We start from the raw sequence: 14778 nt of genomic DNA, 5'->3' as shown, positions 1-14778 counted from the left end.
GGGACATTGCATCACAGCACTCAGTCAGCGGCGTAACGGTGTATGATGCGGATGATCAACATGTGACCGGTTCGTGGGTCAATTGCGATGCCCTGTGCCTCGCTTAAGGGGGGAGAGAGCTTCATGGTATCCAACCTTGCCGTAAGGACGCCTTCTGAAGTGAACCAGGACAACCGTTCCGGATCATCTTCTACGGTCACGATCTGCCCCTTTGCATTGATCGCGATCCCTTCGGTATCCGCAAATCCACCTTCAAGTTCAAAGGGTGCTCCTGAAGTGACTCCTTCCTTCGTGACACGTTGGAGGCTGCCAAGACCGTCGCCTACCAACAAGTGATCTCCTTCGATAGCAATTGCCTTGATACGGAAGAGATCGCTGGATATGCGGCGCAACTCATCACCTTGCAATGTAACGAGAATGGCCTCGGGCCCCTCGTTGGCAATCCACAAGCCACAAAACGTTGGATCGTAGTCAAGGCTTGCCGGTTGGTTGAGCTCGTAGCGCCCAGTTTCGCGAAGCTCCAATGCCGTGGACGGAGAAGCCCCAGCGCAGATCAGTAAGGCAATGGTTCTTGCAAACACTCAGAATGCTCCCGGAAAGGTATGTTGTTTAAAAAAATACCTGATTATTGCGCCCCTTCAGTGAGAAAGAACAGCTCAATGGGCTGAGCAAGGCCACGTATTTCGTGATCCCCACAGCTAACGAACATGTTCGGTGAAGCACTTGCAACGGCTAACGTCGCCAACACTCTCTGACCAATTGATTTTGTTAAGTTTTCAATTCGGCTTGCGACGTTCACCGCACCACCCAAAACCGTAAAATCAAGCCTGCCGGGGCTGCCGATGTTACCGTAGCTGACCTGCCCAACGTTGATCCCAATTCCAATGTCCAAGGGCGGTTTTTGGAACTCGTCTCGTCTAGTGTTGAGAGCGTTCAAACCACTCAGCACACTCTGCGCTGCAAGAGCCGCCATTCTGCAACGGTCGGCATGGTTTTTTTGAGCTTCGATAGTGAAGATCGACAGGATGCCATCACCCATAAACTTGAGGACGTCTCCACCGTTGTCTTCCACGGCGTTGACCACCAGATCAAAATAGTCGCTGAGCGTGTCGAAGACTTCTTCTTCCGTAGAGGTTTCGGAAAATGCCGTAAAACCTCGCAGATCAGAGAACATAACCACGGCATCCAGAGTTGTTCGCTCACCGCGCTTGATGTTTCCGCTCCAGACTGCCTCGGAAGGCCCATCTCCTAAATAAGTTCGAAGTAGACCTTTAGACGATTTTCGCATCGTCACAGGTTCCAAGGCGCAAGAAAGGGCCGGTAAGACCGCTTCAATCAGCCTTAGATGTTCCGTCGAGAATCCATCCGGCGCCTGTGTAATGAACGTGCAACCATGCAGCGATCCATCACCATAATAAAGCAAAGTAGCGTAGTAGTCGGTGCCGCCTTGCTCTGCAAACTCTAAATAGGATGAATGCTCTGTTTCTGAGTCCAGTTGCTGAAGACTTTTGTGAAGCGGCTTTCTATTCGCCAGAATATACTCAAATGAGCTCCCAACATAACCATCCGTCAACGTCGTCTCATGGGTGACATCGTAGCTGTCGGTGCCGTTGGGCGTCCAAACCACGCCCCAAGCAATAAGCAATGGATTGGCAAAGCGTTGGCCAATGTTTACTCGCCACAGCGGAACTCCGGCTTCGACCAAGGAGGAACAAAAGTGTGACACCACTTTTACAGGATCGCCGGAGCTACGACCTTCTGTAATCATCCATTCGGTTAGTCGGGTGACTTCTTCCATGTACCCAAGTTAGTCGCTTGCAAAGGATGAGCAAAGGCTATTGGATTTGCATTGTCGCATGCTTTTTTGAGTCGCCTGATCTGGCTGGTTCAACGAAGATTGGAGCGTTGCACCCGGGCGACCTTCAGTAGAAACCAATCTCGCTGACATCTACGCTGGCCTCATGATCGTGCCCGAAGGCTACAACCCCAAATGAGGTTATTGCATCCGCATCGGGAATAGCGCGCAACATGGCACCTGAAGCCTTGAAGCCTGACAGAGGCAAATAGACTTCGGTCCAGTCTTCAGAAGTTGCGAACGCGGCCTGGTAGTATTGCCACGGAAGCACCGTGCCACGTGTTCTGAGGTGAACGAAGTATTGCTCGCCGTTCCCCCGTACCAATAGCTTGACGCCTGATACAGCCTCATCTAGTCGCTCAGACAACTTGCGTCGGAACTGGATGAAGCCCCCGTTGTTTTCTGTACTCACGGTTCCGGTCAGCCGCGCGAATGCAACATCACCTTCCGAACGAAACTGCACCTGTCCTGAGGAAACTCCTCCCATGACGGTGTCGGCAACGTAGTCCCAACGCGTCTCCGGAGACTTGGAAAAGTCTTCAGTCAGTTTTTCATCAGCCTGAGCCATTGTGCATCCGATGATAACAAAACCTGAAACAAGCCCGATGAAGTTTGCACGCATATTGTTCCTTGTCAGTTCAGTATCGCAATGGAGAGGTTCAGCGCCGTGGCAAATGCGACCCATGCAAAGTACGGCAGGAAAGCCAGTGCGGAAACCCGATCTGAATTCCTGACCCGAGCAATGAACATGACGATCACAGCCAACAACGCGACAATGATCACAAGGGCAAACCACGGCAGTTGCATTACGAAAAAGGCTGGCGACCACAAAAAGTTCAAACTCATCTGCGCCCACCACAGCTTCATGGCGGTCGAGCTTCGATCTGCTTCAAACTGACGCCAACCCGCCATGGCGATCAACACATAAAGCACCGTCCAAACCGGCCCAAAAATCCAATTTGGTGGATTGAAAGCCGGTTTAGAGAGCTGCGCATACCATTCGCCAGGTGCGGTCAGTGTTCCGATCAGAATGCCGCCTCCCAACATAAGCGCGAGGAATGCTATGCGGATCAACCAATTCGACATTGTAGGATGGCTTTCAGCAGTCCCTGGTCGTCACGTTTACAAGCGCGTCCGAAGAGAAGGTCGCAGTACTGGTCTCTTCCGCAACGGTATAGGACACCGTGGCGCCTTCGATCTCCGAGCCTGTAACAGTGATTTCGCGTTGCCCGATAGTATCATCGACATCGATGGTAAAGGCGAGTGTGTCCCCGGCTGCGAGGGAGGCGATTTCAAGTTCTATTGTATCTTGCCCGTCCACGACCGCTGGAATTTGCCGCAGAGCATCCGCACCCTCAACGAATTCGAGAGGCTGGAAGACCTCGACGCCCGCACCCTTTTCAGTAACGTCGAAAATCAGACGTCCCGCAGATTTCGACAAGTCAATTTTGAGGATCGAGGCTTCTACTTCGCAAGCTCCAACGTTTGTCAGAACAAAACGGTCCTTGGGTGCTCCTTCTATAAAGCGAATTTGTACACCGGCTTGAAGCGAAGTAGCTGCAAATAATCCAAGGGTCGCCGCGAGAATACTCTTCGGGAGCATATTTATCTCCTTGCTAAAGGGTTCTTGATAGATACGCTTCGGCGGGTTTCTTGGATCAGACTTATGCCCTCTGACTATCGTGGTTTAGCCGACAGGAGCTTTCAAAGCTCCATGCACCGCTGTCAGAACGGTTAAGTCAAAACATGCCATTGTCATTCTCGCTGTTTGCCGGAACCTCCTGAAGAACGTCCCAGTGTTCGACAACCTTACCTTCAGCATCCAGGCGAAAAATATCGATACCTGCGTACTCGAGACCATCAGGCCAGATTTGGTGGCAATGCAGAACAACGTGGTCGTCTTCAGCAAACGCACGTTTGATATCCACACGCTTTCCCGGATATTCGGCGGCCATGCGCTCGAAATATTCGATAAACGCTTGCTTGCCGTCGCCAACATGCGGGTTGTGCTGCGTATAGGTATCACCAACAAAGATATCTATGGCTTCCGCAGGCCGACACTCATTGAACATCATTTCGTAGAAAGCAATGACATTCTTCTTGTTGGTTTCGAGGTCCAGAATGCTGATCTCCAATTCGACGCTTGTACCGCCCAAAAATGTTGGTCCGGGTAATTCTTGGAAGCAACCCAGTAATGATCTCGATCACTAATCGGCAAGAATTTACGAGTTTAGTTTTGCGTTCCGACTATTTCGAGTGTTTGTCCCTTACTCGATTTCTTCAAAGTCTATGTGAATGTGATTTCCATCAGGATCGGCCACATGGATTTGGACCATTCGGGCGCCCGGGACGTCAGTTTTGCGGTACTTGATCTGATTCGAGCTCAGTTTTTCTTCGAATGCGCTCGAGCTTGAGCTTCACTTCGGAGCCGACATTTGGCGTTCCCTCGTGACCCACAAGATGAACCACTGCGTGATCACCCGCATACAACCAAGCTCCGGGGAACGGAAAATCAGGGCGGGTCCCGAGTTTCAAACCCAGGACCTCTTCATACCAAGCAACCATGTCAGGCAACCTAGTCGTCACGATGTTCACATGATCCAGCCGTTCAATTCTCATCTAAAAACCCTCAAGCACGAGCTTTCCTTTGGCCCTGCCGCTTTCAAGGATAGCATGCGTTTTCTTTAAGTTTGTAGCATTGATCCTACCAAGTGTATCGGTCGCTGAGGATCTTATCTTTCCGTCATCTATCAACCCAGCGACCTGATTCAGGATTTCGCTTTGACGGTTCATATCTCCAGTCGCAAAAAGCGACCGAGTGTACATGAACTCCCAATGCAATGAGATCGATTTGGGTTTGAAAGGCGCGATGTCGAAGGTTTCAGGATCATCAATCAACCCAAAGCGACCTTGAGGTGTCATCACCTCTCCAGCTTGGGAAGCATAAAGCAGGGAATGGTTTACCGGACGAACACTTCTCTGCTCTCAAATTGACGGTGGCGGCAGAGGCAGAAAAAAGGCCTGCATCGTCTCATCGCCGCGCTAGAGGAAATCGCTTCAGTGCAAGAATCCGACCCCCCTAGAACCGGGGATCCGGCAGATGACTAACACCTTCGGTTATGATGACATCCGCGGCTCCGTTGAGAAGCACCTCGGAAAAGACAATCTGGGCTGGGTTCGGATTGTCACCGAGTGCTTTGAAGCGATCAAGAAGCACTGCGACCGGCGTGAGGAAAGCTATCCATCGGTCGGCCAGATCAAGCAGAAATTCGGCTCGATTCGGATCTACATTGATGGGACGCAGTAAAACCCGCCTAGAGGTGCTGCTTTAACGGATGGGTGAATCCAATGCGCAAACTCAGAATGCATAGCGCATCCCGAATTCGGTGTAATTCTGGTTCAGTGTAAGATCGGCTTTCCGACTATCACGGATGACACGTTCAGCGTTGGGCAGATCGTTCGTTTTCGCGCGTTGCAACGCGGTTTTCGGATCAAATCCATGCTTGATCCAGCGGTGATGCAACCGCTTTACGAGTTCTTCCAAAGTTGGGCTGACAAAAACCGTTGCGGCATAGACATCCGCCAATGTTCTCCACGGGTCGCTATCCATCAGAAGGTAGTTCCCTTCAACAACAACAGTCCGAGTGTCGGGGTGAACCGCAATCGCGTTGGCAATGGCGAGATCCATTTGACGGTCAAATCTGGGGTGAAATGATTCATGCTGTGCGGATTGTAACTTTTTAATTGCATTGCAAAACCCAATTGCATCGAAGGTTTCTGGCGCGCCTTTTCTCGCCAGAAATCCTCGCGCTTCAAGTACACGATTGTCTAAATGGTAGCCATCCATAGGCACTAACGTGGCTAAAGGAACCGCCGAGTTCTGTTTTGCGTTCAGCGATTGCACAACGGATTCTGCCAGGGTCGACTTTCCGGATGCAGGGGGGCCGGAGATTGCGACAATCGTCCGAACCCCAACCTGCTTCCGGGAGGAGATCAGGTCGCACACGCGCTTTGCATCCTGCTCGATCACGCGGCGTCTTCTTTTGGTGGTTCTTTGGCGCCGGTCATAAAGGCCACGGCGTCGGACATCGTGTAGTCCTTGGGATCAATCGTGCAGAGCCTTTTACCGAGCCGGTGCACATGAATTCGGTCAGCGACTTCGAAGACATGCGGCATGTTGTGGCTGATCAAAATGATCGGAATACCACGCGCCCGTACGTCCTGGATCAGCTCAAGCACCTTGCGGCTTTCCTTCACGCCCAAAGCAGCCGTCGGTTCATCCATAATGATGAACTTGGTCGCAAAGGCGGCTGCGCGCGCAACGGCAACGCCTTGACGCTGGCCGCCAGACAGCGTCTCAATTGCCTGATTGATCGACTGCACTGTCATAAGGCCAAGCTCGGTCAGTTTTTCACGGGCGAACTTCTCCATAGCTGGCCGGTCGAGCTGACGCATGTATTTGCCCATGAACCCCTTTTTGCGGATCTCGCGCCCCATGAACATGTTGTCCGCAATCGAAAGGGCAGGAGACATGGCAAGCTGTTGATAGACAATTTCGATACCCATATTGCGGGCGTCGATTGGAGAGGTAAAGTTTACCTTCTTCCCTTCGATCAGAATCTCGCCCTCATCCGGGATGGTGGCCCCGCAAATCGCCTTGACGATGGAAGATTTACCCGCACCGTTGTCCCCAATAACTGCAAGGATTTCTCCTTTCCGCAGTTCAAAGTCGGAATGGTCGATGGCGGTGACGTGGCCATAGCGCTTCACGATCCCGCGCCCTTGGACGACTGGAGTTGTGTCTGACATTAGCCCGATACCTTTCTGATCCACTGGTCGACTGCGACCGCTGCGATGATGAGAAGACCGATCAACAGGAAGGTCCACTGCGCGTCTGCGCCGAGCAGCCTTAGCCCAAGAGTAAACACGCCGACGATCAGTGCGCCGAATAGTGACCCCAGAATGGACCCCCGTCCACCGAACAAAGAGATACCTCCGATCACAACAGCAGTGATGCTTTCAATGTTGGCCAATTGGCCGGACGTCGGCGAGACTGATCCGATGCGCCCAATCAGAGCCCAGCCCGCGAAGGCACAAATCAAGCCAGACAACATATAGACGGACATGAGTGTTCGATGGACGTTGACACCTGATAGTTCGGCCGCCTCAGGATCGTCACCCACGGCATAGACGTGCCTTCCCCAAGCCGTGTGTTTAAGTGCATAGGCCAACACAAAAATCAGGGCGAGCATGAAAATGACGCCGACAGTAAAGGTCGCTCCACCAATGCTGAACTTGGTTCCAAAGAATTGAAGGAAGGGAGCGTTGGCTTCGATATCCTGACTGCGAATAGTCTCGTTCGCGGAATACAGAAAGTTAGTCGCCAGTACGATCTGCCACATCCCTAGTGTGACAATGAAGGGGGGAAGTTTAACGCGGCTGACAAGCCAGCCGTTCAGTGCTCCGATCAAGGTTCCAACCGCAAGCCCGCACATTACAGCGATTGGCACTGGAATGCCGTATCGGAAAGAGAACTGCCCCATGATAACAGAAGAAAATACCATAATTGCGCCGACGCTCAGATCGATGCCGGCGGTCAGAATAACCAGGCTTTGAGCTGCGGCCACGATTCCGACGATCTGAACCTGCTGGAGGATCAAGGTCATGGCAAAAGGCGAGAAGAACTTCGATCCCAATAGCAGTCCGAAAATCAAAATCGCACCGACCAGAACGATAAGCGGCACAAAAGATGGGTTGACGTGGAGAAGATGCTGCAACCTCCCCAAAACGCCACGCCGATGGTCCTCAAAAGCTGCAACAGTTTCTGTCCTGCTGGCAGCGGATTCAAATTCCTTGGCGCTCTGGTTTGCTTCGGACATATCTCCCCCTTTTCGCGGGCGATGTAATGCCCACGAGATGAGTGTACAGGAAGTTTCGGTTTGCTGGTGAAAGGAGTGATGAGGCGCTCTCATGCACCTCATACATTAGGTCTGATTTAGCCCCAGCAGAGCTCCAAGCCTTCGGCGACCGAAATCGATTCCACGCCATCAACAGGTTGGTCCGTGATGAGAGCGACTCCGGTATCGTAGAAGTCTTTTCCGGGTGTGTTTTCTGGCTTTACGCCTTCCTCAGCCCACTTTTTAACAGCCTCGACCCCAAGCGAAGCCATCAAAAGCGGATACTGCTGACTTGTAGCTCCAATAACTCCGGCCTGCACATTTTGTACACCGGGGCAGCCACCATCGACCGAAACGATCAGCACATCGTTTTCACGCCCAATGGATTTCAGAGCCTCATAAGCACCTGCCGCTGCTGGTTCATTGATCGTGTGAACAACGTTGATCGTCGAGTCCTTGGCCAAAAGGTTCTCCATGGCGCGGCGCCCACCTTCTTCGTTGCCGTCGGTCACGTCACTGCCGACCAATCGTGCATCAGATTCATCGCCGATGACATTGGGGTCTGCCAGGTCCACACCGAAGCCGTCTAGGAAGCCCTGATTGCGGAGAACGTCCACGGTTGGCTGACTGACGTTAAGATCAAGCGTCGCAATTTTTGCGTCAGCCGCTGCGTCGCCCATCTTTGCCTTTGCCCATTGCCCGATCAATAGGCCAGCTTTGTAGTTGTCTGTCGCAAAGGTTGCGTCAGCGGAGTCAATCGGGCTTAGTGGCGTGTCCAGAGCGATAACCAGCAAGCCAGCATCACGCGCCTGCTGAACAGCGGGGACAATCGAACTTGTGTCCGAAGCCGTCAGGAGAATTCCCTTTGCGCCGTCGAGAATACAAGTTTCAATGGCCTGAACTTGAGTTTCATGGTCGCCGTCGATTTTACCGGCAAAGGCCTTCAAGGTCATGCCAAGCTCTTCAGCCTTGGCCGTTGCGCCTTCCTTCATCTTTACAAAGAATGGATTGGTATCTGTCTTCGTGATCAGACAAACGGTTTCTCCGGCCGCGTGGGCAGATGCGGCAGCCACCGTAAGCGCGGTAGCAGATGCGGCTATCTTGAATAGATTTTTCATGTAGTCCTCCCAGAAAATTGTTGATGCCCCGCATGGCAGGCCAACGAGACTCGCCCTCATCCTCCAATGAAGGTCTAATTCAAGAAACTGTGATTCTAGCCTTTCTGTCAATAAATAAATAAAGTTTATTTATTAATTTACCTAAGCACCTTTTCATAAGAAAATAAGGTGTTTATGTTCAGGCTATGGAAAGAGAGGCGCTCAACACACTGACCGGTGGGGTAAGTCAAAGCGGGGTTCGCGATCACAACGAACGTCTGATTTTGACAGTTTTACAACGGCATGGGCCCGCCGCAGGCGCCGACGTTGCGCGATTAACAGGCCTATCTCCTCAGACCGTATCAATCATTTTGCGCAAGCTTGAAAAAGACACAATTCTCAAGCGTGGAACCCCACTGCGCGGGAAGGTTGGAAAGCCCTCAATCCCTATGGAATTAAATCCGGAAGGCATCTTGTCGGTTGGGATGAAGATCGGGAGGCGTAGCGCCGATCTGCTCTTGATCGACTTTACTGGCACACCGCGTCGCCAACTTTCCACGACTTATGACTATCCGCTACCAGAGGTCATTTTCGGTTTTTTGGAGTCTGGTTTGGAAACGCTTCTGTCCCACGAGCCCCAGAGGCTTCGTGATCGTGTTTGTGGGATCGGTATCGGGACCCCATTTGAACTTTGGAAATGGCACGATCTGTCTGGGCTTGCTGCAAAAAAATTTCGGTCTTGGAGAAACGTGAATTTCTTTTCCGAGGTCGCCAAGTTCAGCGATTTGCCGGTTTTTGTGGTCAACGACGCAACAGCCGCATGTCACGCAGAGCATCTCTATGGGCGTGGGGCAGAATACCGTGACTACTTCTACTTTTTTATTGGCTCAATGATCGGCGGCGGTGTTGCATTGAACGGCACCGTGTTCGAAGGCAACCAAGGCAATGCCGGTGCATTGGGCGCCATGCGCACGACCGGTCCTTTGGGTGAGAGCCAGCAACTGATCGACACGGCGTCGCTGTTTTTGCTTGAGGACCGATTGATAGAAGCGGGTGTCGACCCGGGGATTCTATGGAAGAAGCCGCAGAATTGGAGCAGCATTTCTCGCTATGTAGAACCATGGATTGGCACCACGGCGCAAGAATTAGCTAAGGCCGCTCTTTCAATCTGTGCTGTCATCGACTTCGAGGCCATTTTTATCGATGGCGCGTTCCCGCCTGAAATTCGGGAAGAACTGGTGTCAAGGGTTCGCCGTTACTTAATCAACCAAGACAAACGCGGTTTGATTCCTCCGGTCGTGGAGGCCGCAGCGGTTGGGGAAAACGCTCGTGGCATTGGGGCGGCTAGCAGCCCAATTTTCCGCCAGTTTCTATTGAATACCAACGCTGGGCTTTCTGGAATGTAGCCAGAACTCATCGAAGTCAAAGTTTCAAAGTAGGAAGAAGCCGCTAGTAATGCTTTAAGAGACCGCTTTTGAACGCTGCTTTGGCACATGCGAGCTCAGCTTGAATTGGACCAAATACCGGCCGCGAACAACCGCTTTGAAAGACTGCGTCGCAAGCTTATCACTTAGCACCTAACGTCGGTTATAGTACGAACATGACTAGAGATATCTAGGCTAACGCTCATACAGTCGCTGATGCCCTGACTTATGACCAGCAGATATCCAAACTGTCTTCAGAGGCGGAGTAGTTAGCGCTCCAATCTGTCAAAGCCAACAGATTGGAGCGCTAGCTGATCTGCGCAAGAGAACGCCGAAAAAGCCGTAAACTCATTAACAACAAAGCCGTTCCCAACAACGTCATTCAAACGAATTCCGGCCAGACAGTCTCAATACCAGCGCCTTTGAAAACAATAGCCTGACTTGCTGACATGTAGTGGCGTGACGGCAGAACCAAAGTACCTGCCTGCAACCACGCCGGCTGCCCTTCAATTGGGGTCTCTCCACCTGACAGCATTAGCATTGGCAGCACAATCAACATGACCAGAAGCGCGAACTGCGCCATAGAGCGCGCAATGGTTGCCAGAAACACCCCAAGCGCCGTCGCAGTAAAAAGAAACAACGCCGTGCCAACCAAAAACAACATCTTGGGTCCAGCGATACTAATGCCCAGAGAACCCTGCATCACAAAGGTTAGTGAAAGACCAGTCGCGACCAAAACCACTGCTGCATTCGCCCAAATCTTGGCAATGGCAATGTCAAATGGAGCAAGCAGCGTAATTTGCGCTACCAATAGACATGAATGGAGACCGCAGACTTTCCGCAGTACTCTCGGCCGATGTAGTAAACTACTCAGGCCAGATTAAGGCAGATGAAAATAGGACTCTCAGCGAACTTCGTGTTCTACGTCGAGAGTTATTTGATCCTTTGGTTAGCGATCATCGAGGTAATGTCGTTAAGAGGATGGGTGATGGATGGATAGTCGAGTTTAACTCGGTATCTGATGCAGTACGATGCGCCCTTGATCTTCAAAGCCAGGTGTCAACTCAGTCCTCATTGAAACTACGAGTGGGTGTGCATCTTGGAGATGTCGTATTCGACGAAGATGACATTTTCGGCGATGGCATCAATCTATCTGCACGTCTACAAGAGGCTTCCAACGAAGGGGCTGTGTTAATTTCAGATGTCGTCCATCGCAGCCTTGACGAGCGCCTCGCTGAGCAATTTTATCGCGCTGGAGAGCGACAGTTTAAGAACGCGCCGTCACCAATAGAAGTTTTCCAATGGTCGCCGCCAGGTTCTGCCCCACCGCGAGTAACTCCGGCTAGCCATACAAAGTCTCTGCTAATCGGCGTCTTACCTTTCGATAATCTCTCTTCTGACCCCGATCAGGAGTTTTTTGCAGATGGAATTACCGAAGAGATCATCACCACTTTATCAAAACTCCCGAATTTACTGGTCGTCGCGCGTAACTCTACATTCGTCTACAAAGGTCGCTCCGTTGACGTGAAACAGGTCGGTCTGGAGCAGGGTGTCGATCTTGTTCTTGAGGGAAGTGTCCGTCAAAGCGGTAACCGGGTGAGGATCACAGCACAGCTAATCGATGCAAAGTCCGGCATGCATATTTGGGCAGACCGCTATGATCGCCTCATTGAAGATGTATTCGAAGTTCAGGATGAAATCGCACTTAGGATTGCAACCGAGCTTCAAGTCGAACTGTTGGCGGGAGAAATGGCTCGTTTCAGAGGATCCGGCACAAATAACCTAGGCGCGTGGACTGCTCAACTAAAGGCCGTTGAGGCTTCGCGCAGAATTACCAGGGAAGCTCAGGCCGACGCTCGCCGATTTGCACAACAGGCAATTGCACTCGACCCGGGTTACTCGGCTCCGTATTGTACTTTGGGATTCATTTGCACTGTCGAAGCACGACATGGATTTGTTGCTGACCGGCGTGCCGCGCTAGCGGAGGCTCGTGACTGCGCTCAGCGAGCTCTGGAAATAGACAGCTACAACCCAGAGGCTCACGCTATTGCGGGTTTTGCGGATGCAATCGATGGCAAGCTGGTTTCGGCTATCGAGAAGTTCAACGAGGCACTAGCGCTGAATCCAAACCACGCTGACGTGGCTGCCAGACTGTCAATCACCCTAGCTTTCAATGGCCAGGCAAATGAAGCGATCCAAGTCGCACAACAAGCCATTACCCTGAACCCTCACTATCCAGGTTGGTATGCAGGCGTTCTGGGTTTAGCCTTTCGACTCGACGGTCAATACGAGGAAGCCAAGAAAGCATTCACCGAATATGGTCAAAGGGTTGAAGGCTTTGGTCACCTCGACCTCGTAATCGTCCATGTAGAGACGGAGAACCTTGAGGCCGCTCGCGATGAAGCACGGAATGTGATGAAATACCGCCCTCAGTTTTCCATATCGGACTGGGCGAAAACTCAACTTTTCTCTGACAGAGAAAGGCTGGAGAAAGACTGTGCGTCCTTGCGACTAGCCGGTTTGCCTGAATAAGAGCAGGGTTTCGCAGTAGCAGGTTGGTTTGTGATGGAAACCGATCTCACACGTTTCCGATTTGGGTTCGCGATGGCCTTGCGCTTCTAGGTGCCTTGGCGGTGGGCCGCAGTCCAAACCGGATAATCACAAATGGGCCTAGCAATTTCCCGGTTGCGGAGGAAAGCTGCCCTTCGCGGTTAAACAAACCAAGCCAAAATTTTGGCCGATTATCCGCAGGAACTTGAAGCTTAATTTATTTGATCACGCGGGCTTTATCAGTGTTTCCAGATATTCTCGAGTGTTGGCGTCCCACGAGCTGGGGTCCTCTCCATGGGCGACCACCGCGTGCAGTTCCATGAGCTTCCAGACTTCGTCCTTGGTCGCAGCAACTACTTTGCCCGGGCAGGCCTCCATGCCCTCGCAATCCTTGCAGGCATATGAATGCAGTTTCTCAACGACCTTAACCGCATACGGCAGAGCGAAGCGCTAGGGTGCAACGACCGAAAGACCGTTGCTTCAGTCTTCAATTATCTGACGACTTTTTCTCATCGTAGTCCCTAAGAAGGGCATGTGTGAATTGTACAAACAGCGTGATGAAGACCCCGACGCCTACGAAAATATACAACACGGTAAAGAGTTTTCCTGTGTCGGTTACGGGCGTTAGGTCACTGAGGCCAACCGTAGAAATAGTAGTTGCACTGAAGTACAGCGCGTCCACCCAAGACCACCCCTCGACGCTGACATAAAACAAAGTTCCGGAAAGCAACAAGAGTATTGCAAGGGTAAGCGCTCCGCGGAATCTAGGGCTACTCCACGAGCGGACAATCGCTTTTAAGAGCCTGTAGAAATTCAAAAAAAAATGAAAACATTCCGCCGTCCAATCCATAGTTCTGTTTGGCAAATCGTTGAGGTGCCATTGCAATCCGTCAAGGGAACTCTGCTACATCGGAGCCGAGATTCGTATTAATCGGTTTTCGGCAGAACTAAAAAGACAACCGGTCAAATGGGTACAGAACGCTCAATTTGCTCTGATGGTAAAATTCCATATATGCTTTTGTACAGGCTCCCAAATCGTCCCAAATCGGTGAATCCGTGAGCGAGCGCCACTTGCTTCACCATGGGTTTTTGCTGAGACGCCTGAACAAGTTCATCATGGACATTGGCCAGTCTTTGAAGAGCAAAAAATCGTGCTGGTGTTTCACCCGTTACGTCGCGAAATGCTGAGATCAATGTTGGCGCGCTTACCGCGGTTACTCGACACAGATCTGCCACTGATGGCCTTTTTGACAAGGCGGAAGAATAGTACTCTCGTGCTTTTGAGACCAAACCCACTTTTTGAGACCAAGTCGCTTTGCGTGCATTCCCACTATTCAGAGATAAGGCAAAGAAGATCGCAAGCGTCCTTGCAAGACGCGCCTCCAAATCACTCTGGGTATATTGACCATCGGCTTGGTTCATTATGCAGCTAAGTGTTCGCACCAAAGCTGCGTGAAAATCAGAAGACAGTTTCACGATAACCGTTGGTCCGCGAAAATCCGATGTATTTCTGCCGGAAAAAAGTTGAACCTCTTTGAGAAATCGTTGCAAGGGCACACGACCACATAACGAAGTTCGATTGCGCGCGACTACCTCGGTTTCCGATGCAGTGAAATTGAAGAAAACGGAGTTTTCTTTCAAAGGAACGCTACTTACCGTCCATAACTCTGAAGCGCAGATTGGTACAGTGAAATTAGCGAAGCTTTCACTTTGTGCGGTTCTCACCAATGCATTGGGCTTGAAGCGGATACTAGACAAACGGGAAAGCCCTAAACGAGCTGTGAAAATTGCGCCTTCGTCAGCCCCCTTTCCCAACTGTATCACATCGCCATCGAAAACCTCTCCTGTCATTGCTTCACGTACGGTTGCCGCAAAAAGCTCCGGTTTGCCTTCGCCAAGTTCCTTAAAAAAGTTCATATCGATTTTCCTCGGTGCATTGGCTCCAATCGGTACAT

Annotated in this window: 19 protein-coding genes; 3 read left to right on the top strand and 16 right to left on the bottom strand. The window is 51.4% G+C overall.

Features of this window, described 5'->3' with window-relative positions:
- Positions 1 to 20: 20 nt before the first annotated feature.
- The 8 genes from GOV87_RS20180 to GOV87_RS20145 all read right to left on the bottom strand — a co-directional run bounded on the left by GOV87_RS20180 (position 21) and on the right by GOV87_RS20145 (position 4807).
- Entirely contained in the window at positions 21 to 581 is a 561-nt protein-coding gene (locus tag GOV87_RS20180; protein ID WP_171212951.1) for a hypothetical protein, read from the bottom strand.
- 44 nt (positions 582 to 625) lie between these two features.
- Complete coding sequence (locus GOV87_RS20175) at positions 626 to 1798, bottom strand: adenylate/guanylate cyclase domain-containing protein (protein WP_171212950.1); 1173 nt, start codon at positions 1796 to 1798, stop codon at positions 626 to 628.
- Between the two features lie 124 nt (positions 1799 to 1922).
- On the bottom strand, positions 1923 to 2477 hold the full coding sequence (locus GOV87_RS20170) for a CIA30 family protein (protein WP_171212949.1): 555 nt from the start codon (positions 2475 to 2477) through the stop codon (positions 1923 to 1925).
- 11 nt (positions 2478 to 2488) lie between these two features.
- Positions 2489 to 2941 carry a TspO/MBR family protein gene (locus GOV87_RS20165; protein WP_171123463.1) on the bottom strand — a complete coding sequence of 151 codons (453 nt, stop codon included), beginning with the start codon at positions 2939 to 2941 and terminating at the stop codon, positions 2489 to 2491.
- Positions 2942 to 2954: 13 nt separating this feature from the next.
- Positions 2955 to 3458, bottom strand: coding sequence for an aggregation factor core (locus GOV87_RS20160; RefSeq protein WP_171212948.1), 504 nt, complete (start codon positions 3456 to 3458; stop codon positions 2955 to 2957).
- Between the two features lie 136 nt (positions 3459 to 3594).
- Positions 3595 to 3978, bottom strand: coding sequence for a nuclear transport factor 2 family protein (locus GOV87_RS20155; protein WP_171123467.1), 384 nt, complete (start codon positions 3976 to 3978; stop codon positions 3595 to 3597).
- Positions 3979 to 4207: 229 nt separating this feature from the next.
- Positions 4208 to 4474 carry a VOC family protein gene (locus GOV87_RS20150; RefSeq protein ID WP_171212947.1) on the bottom strand — a complete coding sequence of 89 codons (267 nt, stop codon included), beginning with the start codon at positions 4472 to 4474 and terminating at the stop codon, positions 4208 to 4210.
- A complete protein-coding gene (locus GOV87_RS20145; protein ID WP_256368088.1) occupies positions 4475 to 4807 on the bottom strand; it encodes a zinc-binding dehydrogenase in 333 nt (110 codons plus the stop codon).
- 148 nt (positions 4808 to 4955) lie between these two features.
- Here GOV87_RS20145 and GOV87_RS20140 point away from each other — a divergent pair, with 148 nt between their 5' ends.
- Positions 4956 to 5162: a hypothetical protein gene (locus GOV87_RS20140; RefSeq protein WP_171212946.1), complete on the top strand. Its 207-nt coding sequence runs from the start codon at positions 4956 to 4958 to the stop codon at positions 5160 to 5162.
- Between the two features lie 51 nt (positions 5163 to 5213).
- Here the strand turns inward: GOV87_RS20140 and GOV87_RS20135 are convergent, their stop codons facing one another.
- The 4 genes from GOV87_RS20135 to GOV87_RS20120 all read right to left on the bottom strand — a co-directional run bounded on the left by GOV87_RS20135 (position 5214) and on the right by GOV87_RS20120 (position 8870).
- Positions 5214 to 5885, bottom strand: coding sequence for a uridine kinase (locus tag GOV87_RS20135; protein WP_171123475.1), 672 nt, complete (start codon positions 5883 to 5885; stop codon positions 5214 to 5216).
- Positions 5882 to 6664 (bottom strand): ATP-binding cassette domain-containing protein, encoded by a 783-nt coding sequence (locus GOV87_RS20130; RefSeq protein ID WP_174825670.1) that lies wholly within the window; start codon positions 6662 to 6664, stop codon positions 5882 to 5884. Before GOV87_RS20130 ends, GOV87_RS20135 begins: the two co-directional genes overlap by 4 nt.
- Positions 6664 to 7734, bottom strand: a complete 1071-nt coding sequence (locus tag GOV87_RS20125; protein ID WP_170353974.1) for an ABC transporter permease — start codon at positions 7732 to 7734, stop codon at positions 6664 to 6666. The genes GOV87_RS20130 and GOV87_RS20125 overlap by 1 nt, the downstream gene beginning before the upstream one ends.
- Positions 7735 to 7850: 116 nt before the next feature.
- Positions 7851 to 8870, bottom strand: coding sequence for a sugar ABC transporter substrate-binding protein (locus tag GOV87_RS20120; RefSeq protein ID WP_170353723.1), 1020 nt, complete (start codon positions 8868 to 8870; stop codon positions 7851 to 7853).
- Positions 8871 to 9055: 185 nt separating this feature from the next.
- Between GOV87_RS20120 and GOV87_RS20115 the strand changes: the two genes are divergently transcribed.
- Positions 9056 to 10255: an ROK family transcriptional regulator gene (locus GOV87_RS20115; protein WP_171212945.1), complete on the top strand. Its 1200-nt coding sequence runs from the start codon at positions 9056 to 9058 to the stop codon at positions 10253 to 10255.
- Positions 10256 to 10655: 400 nt separating this feature from the next.
- Here the strand turns inward: GOV87_RS20115 and GOV87_RS20110 are convergent, their stop codons facing one another.
- Positions 10656 to 11084, bottom strand: a complete 429-nt coding sequence (locus tag GOV87_RS20110; protein ID WP_256369279.1) for an ABC transporter permease — start codon at positions 11082 to 11084, stop codon at positions 10656 to 10658.
- A 5-nt stretch (positions 11085 to 11089) separates the two neighbouring features.
- Here GOV87_RS20110 and GOV87_RS20105 point away from each other — a divergent pair, with 5 nt between their 5' ends.
- Positions 11090 to 12805 (top strand): adenylate/guanylate cyclase domain-containing protein, encoded by a 1716-nt coding sequence (locus GOV87_RS20105; RefSeq protein WP_256369278.1) that lies wholly within the window; start codon positions 11090 to 11092, stop codon positions 12803 to 12805.
- A 243-nt stretch (positions 12806 to 13048) separates the two neighbouring features.
- Here GOV87_RS20105 and GOV87_RS20100 read toward each other — a convergent pair whose 3' ends face one another.
- The 3 genes from GOV87_RS20100 to GOV87_RS20090 all read right to left on the bottom strand — a co-directional run.
- Positions 13049 to 13234, bottom strand: coding sequence for a DUF1059 domain-containing protein (locus GOV87_RS20100; RefSeq protein ID WP_256369281.1), 186 nt, complete (start codon positions 13232 to 13234; stop codon positions 13049 to 13051).
- A 76-nt stretch (positions 13235 to 13310) separates the two neighbouring features.
- The gene (locus tag GOV87_RS20095) at positions 13311 to 13673 is read right to left on the bottom strand and encodes a potassium channel family protein (protein WP_171212943.1); all 363 of its coding nucleotides are present in this window, start codon (positions 13671 to 13673) and stop codon (positions 13311 to 13313) included.
- A gap of 113 nt (positions 13674 to 13786) precedes the next feature.
- Positions 13787 to 14778 (bottom strand): helix-turn-helix domain-containing protein (locus GOV87_RS20090; protein WP_217360917.1); only part of this gene is annotated, 992 nt, incomplete at its 5' end.

The sequence above is a fragment of the Ruegeria sp. HKCCA5426 genome (assembly GCF_013034585.1).
Classification (GTDB): domain Bacteria; phylum Pseudomonadota; class Alphaproteobacteria; order Rhodobacterales; family Rhodobacteraceae; genus Ruegeria.
Note: the sequence above shows the minus strand (reverse complement) of the source record. Positions and strands in the feature narration are given on the sequence as shown.

Coding starts and splice junctions, on each gene's coding strand:
- GOV87_RS20120 (WP_170353723.1), bottom strand. CDS start 8,870: ATGAAAAATCTATTCAAGATAGCCGCATCTGCTACCGCGCTTACGGTG.
- GOV87_RS20130 (WP_174825670.1), bottom strand. CDS start 6,664: ATGTCAGACACAACTCCAGTCGTCCAAGGGCGCGGGATCGTGAAGCGC.
- GOV87_RS20170 (WP_171212949.1), bottom strand. CDS start 2,477: ATGCGTGCAAACTTCATCGGGCTTGTTTCAGGTTTTGTTATCATCGGA.
- GOV87_RS20105 (WP_256369278.1), top strand. CDS start 11,090: ATGAATGGAGACCGCAGACTTTCCGCAGTACTCTCGGCCGATGTAGTA.
- GOV87_RS20140 (WP_171212946.1), top strand. CDS start 4,956: ATGACTAACACCTTCGGTTATGATGACATCCGCGGCTCCGTTGAGAAG.
- GOV87_RS20095 (WP_171212943.1), bottom strand. CDS start 13,673: ATGGATTGGACGGCGGAATGTTTTCATTTTTTTTTGAATTTCTACAGG.
- GOV87_RS20115 (WP_171212945.1), top strand. CDS start 9,056: ATGGAAAGAGAGGCGCTCAACACACTGACCGGTGGGGTAAGTCAAAGC.
- GOV87_RS20125 (WP_170353974.1), bottom strand. CDS start 7,734: ATGTCCGAAGCAAACCAGAGCGCCAAGGAATTTGAATCCGCTGCCAGC.
- GOV87_RS20165 (WP_171123463.1), bottom strand. CDS start 2,941: ATGTCGAATTGGTTGATCCGCATAGCATTCCTCGCGCTTATGTTGGGA.
- GOV87_RS20160 (WP_171212948.1), bottom strand. CDS start 3,458: ATGCTCCCGAAGAGTATTCTCGCGGCGACCCTTGGATTATTTGCAGCT.
- GOV87_RS20175 (WP_171212950.1), bottom strand. CDS start 1,798: ATGGAAGAAGTCACCCGACTAACCGAATGGATGATTACAGAAGGTCGT.
- GOV87_RS20150 (WP_171212947.1), bottom strand. CDS start 4,474: ATGAGAATTGAACGGCTGGATCATGTGAACATCGTGACGACTAGGTTG.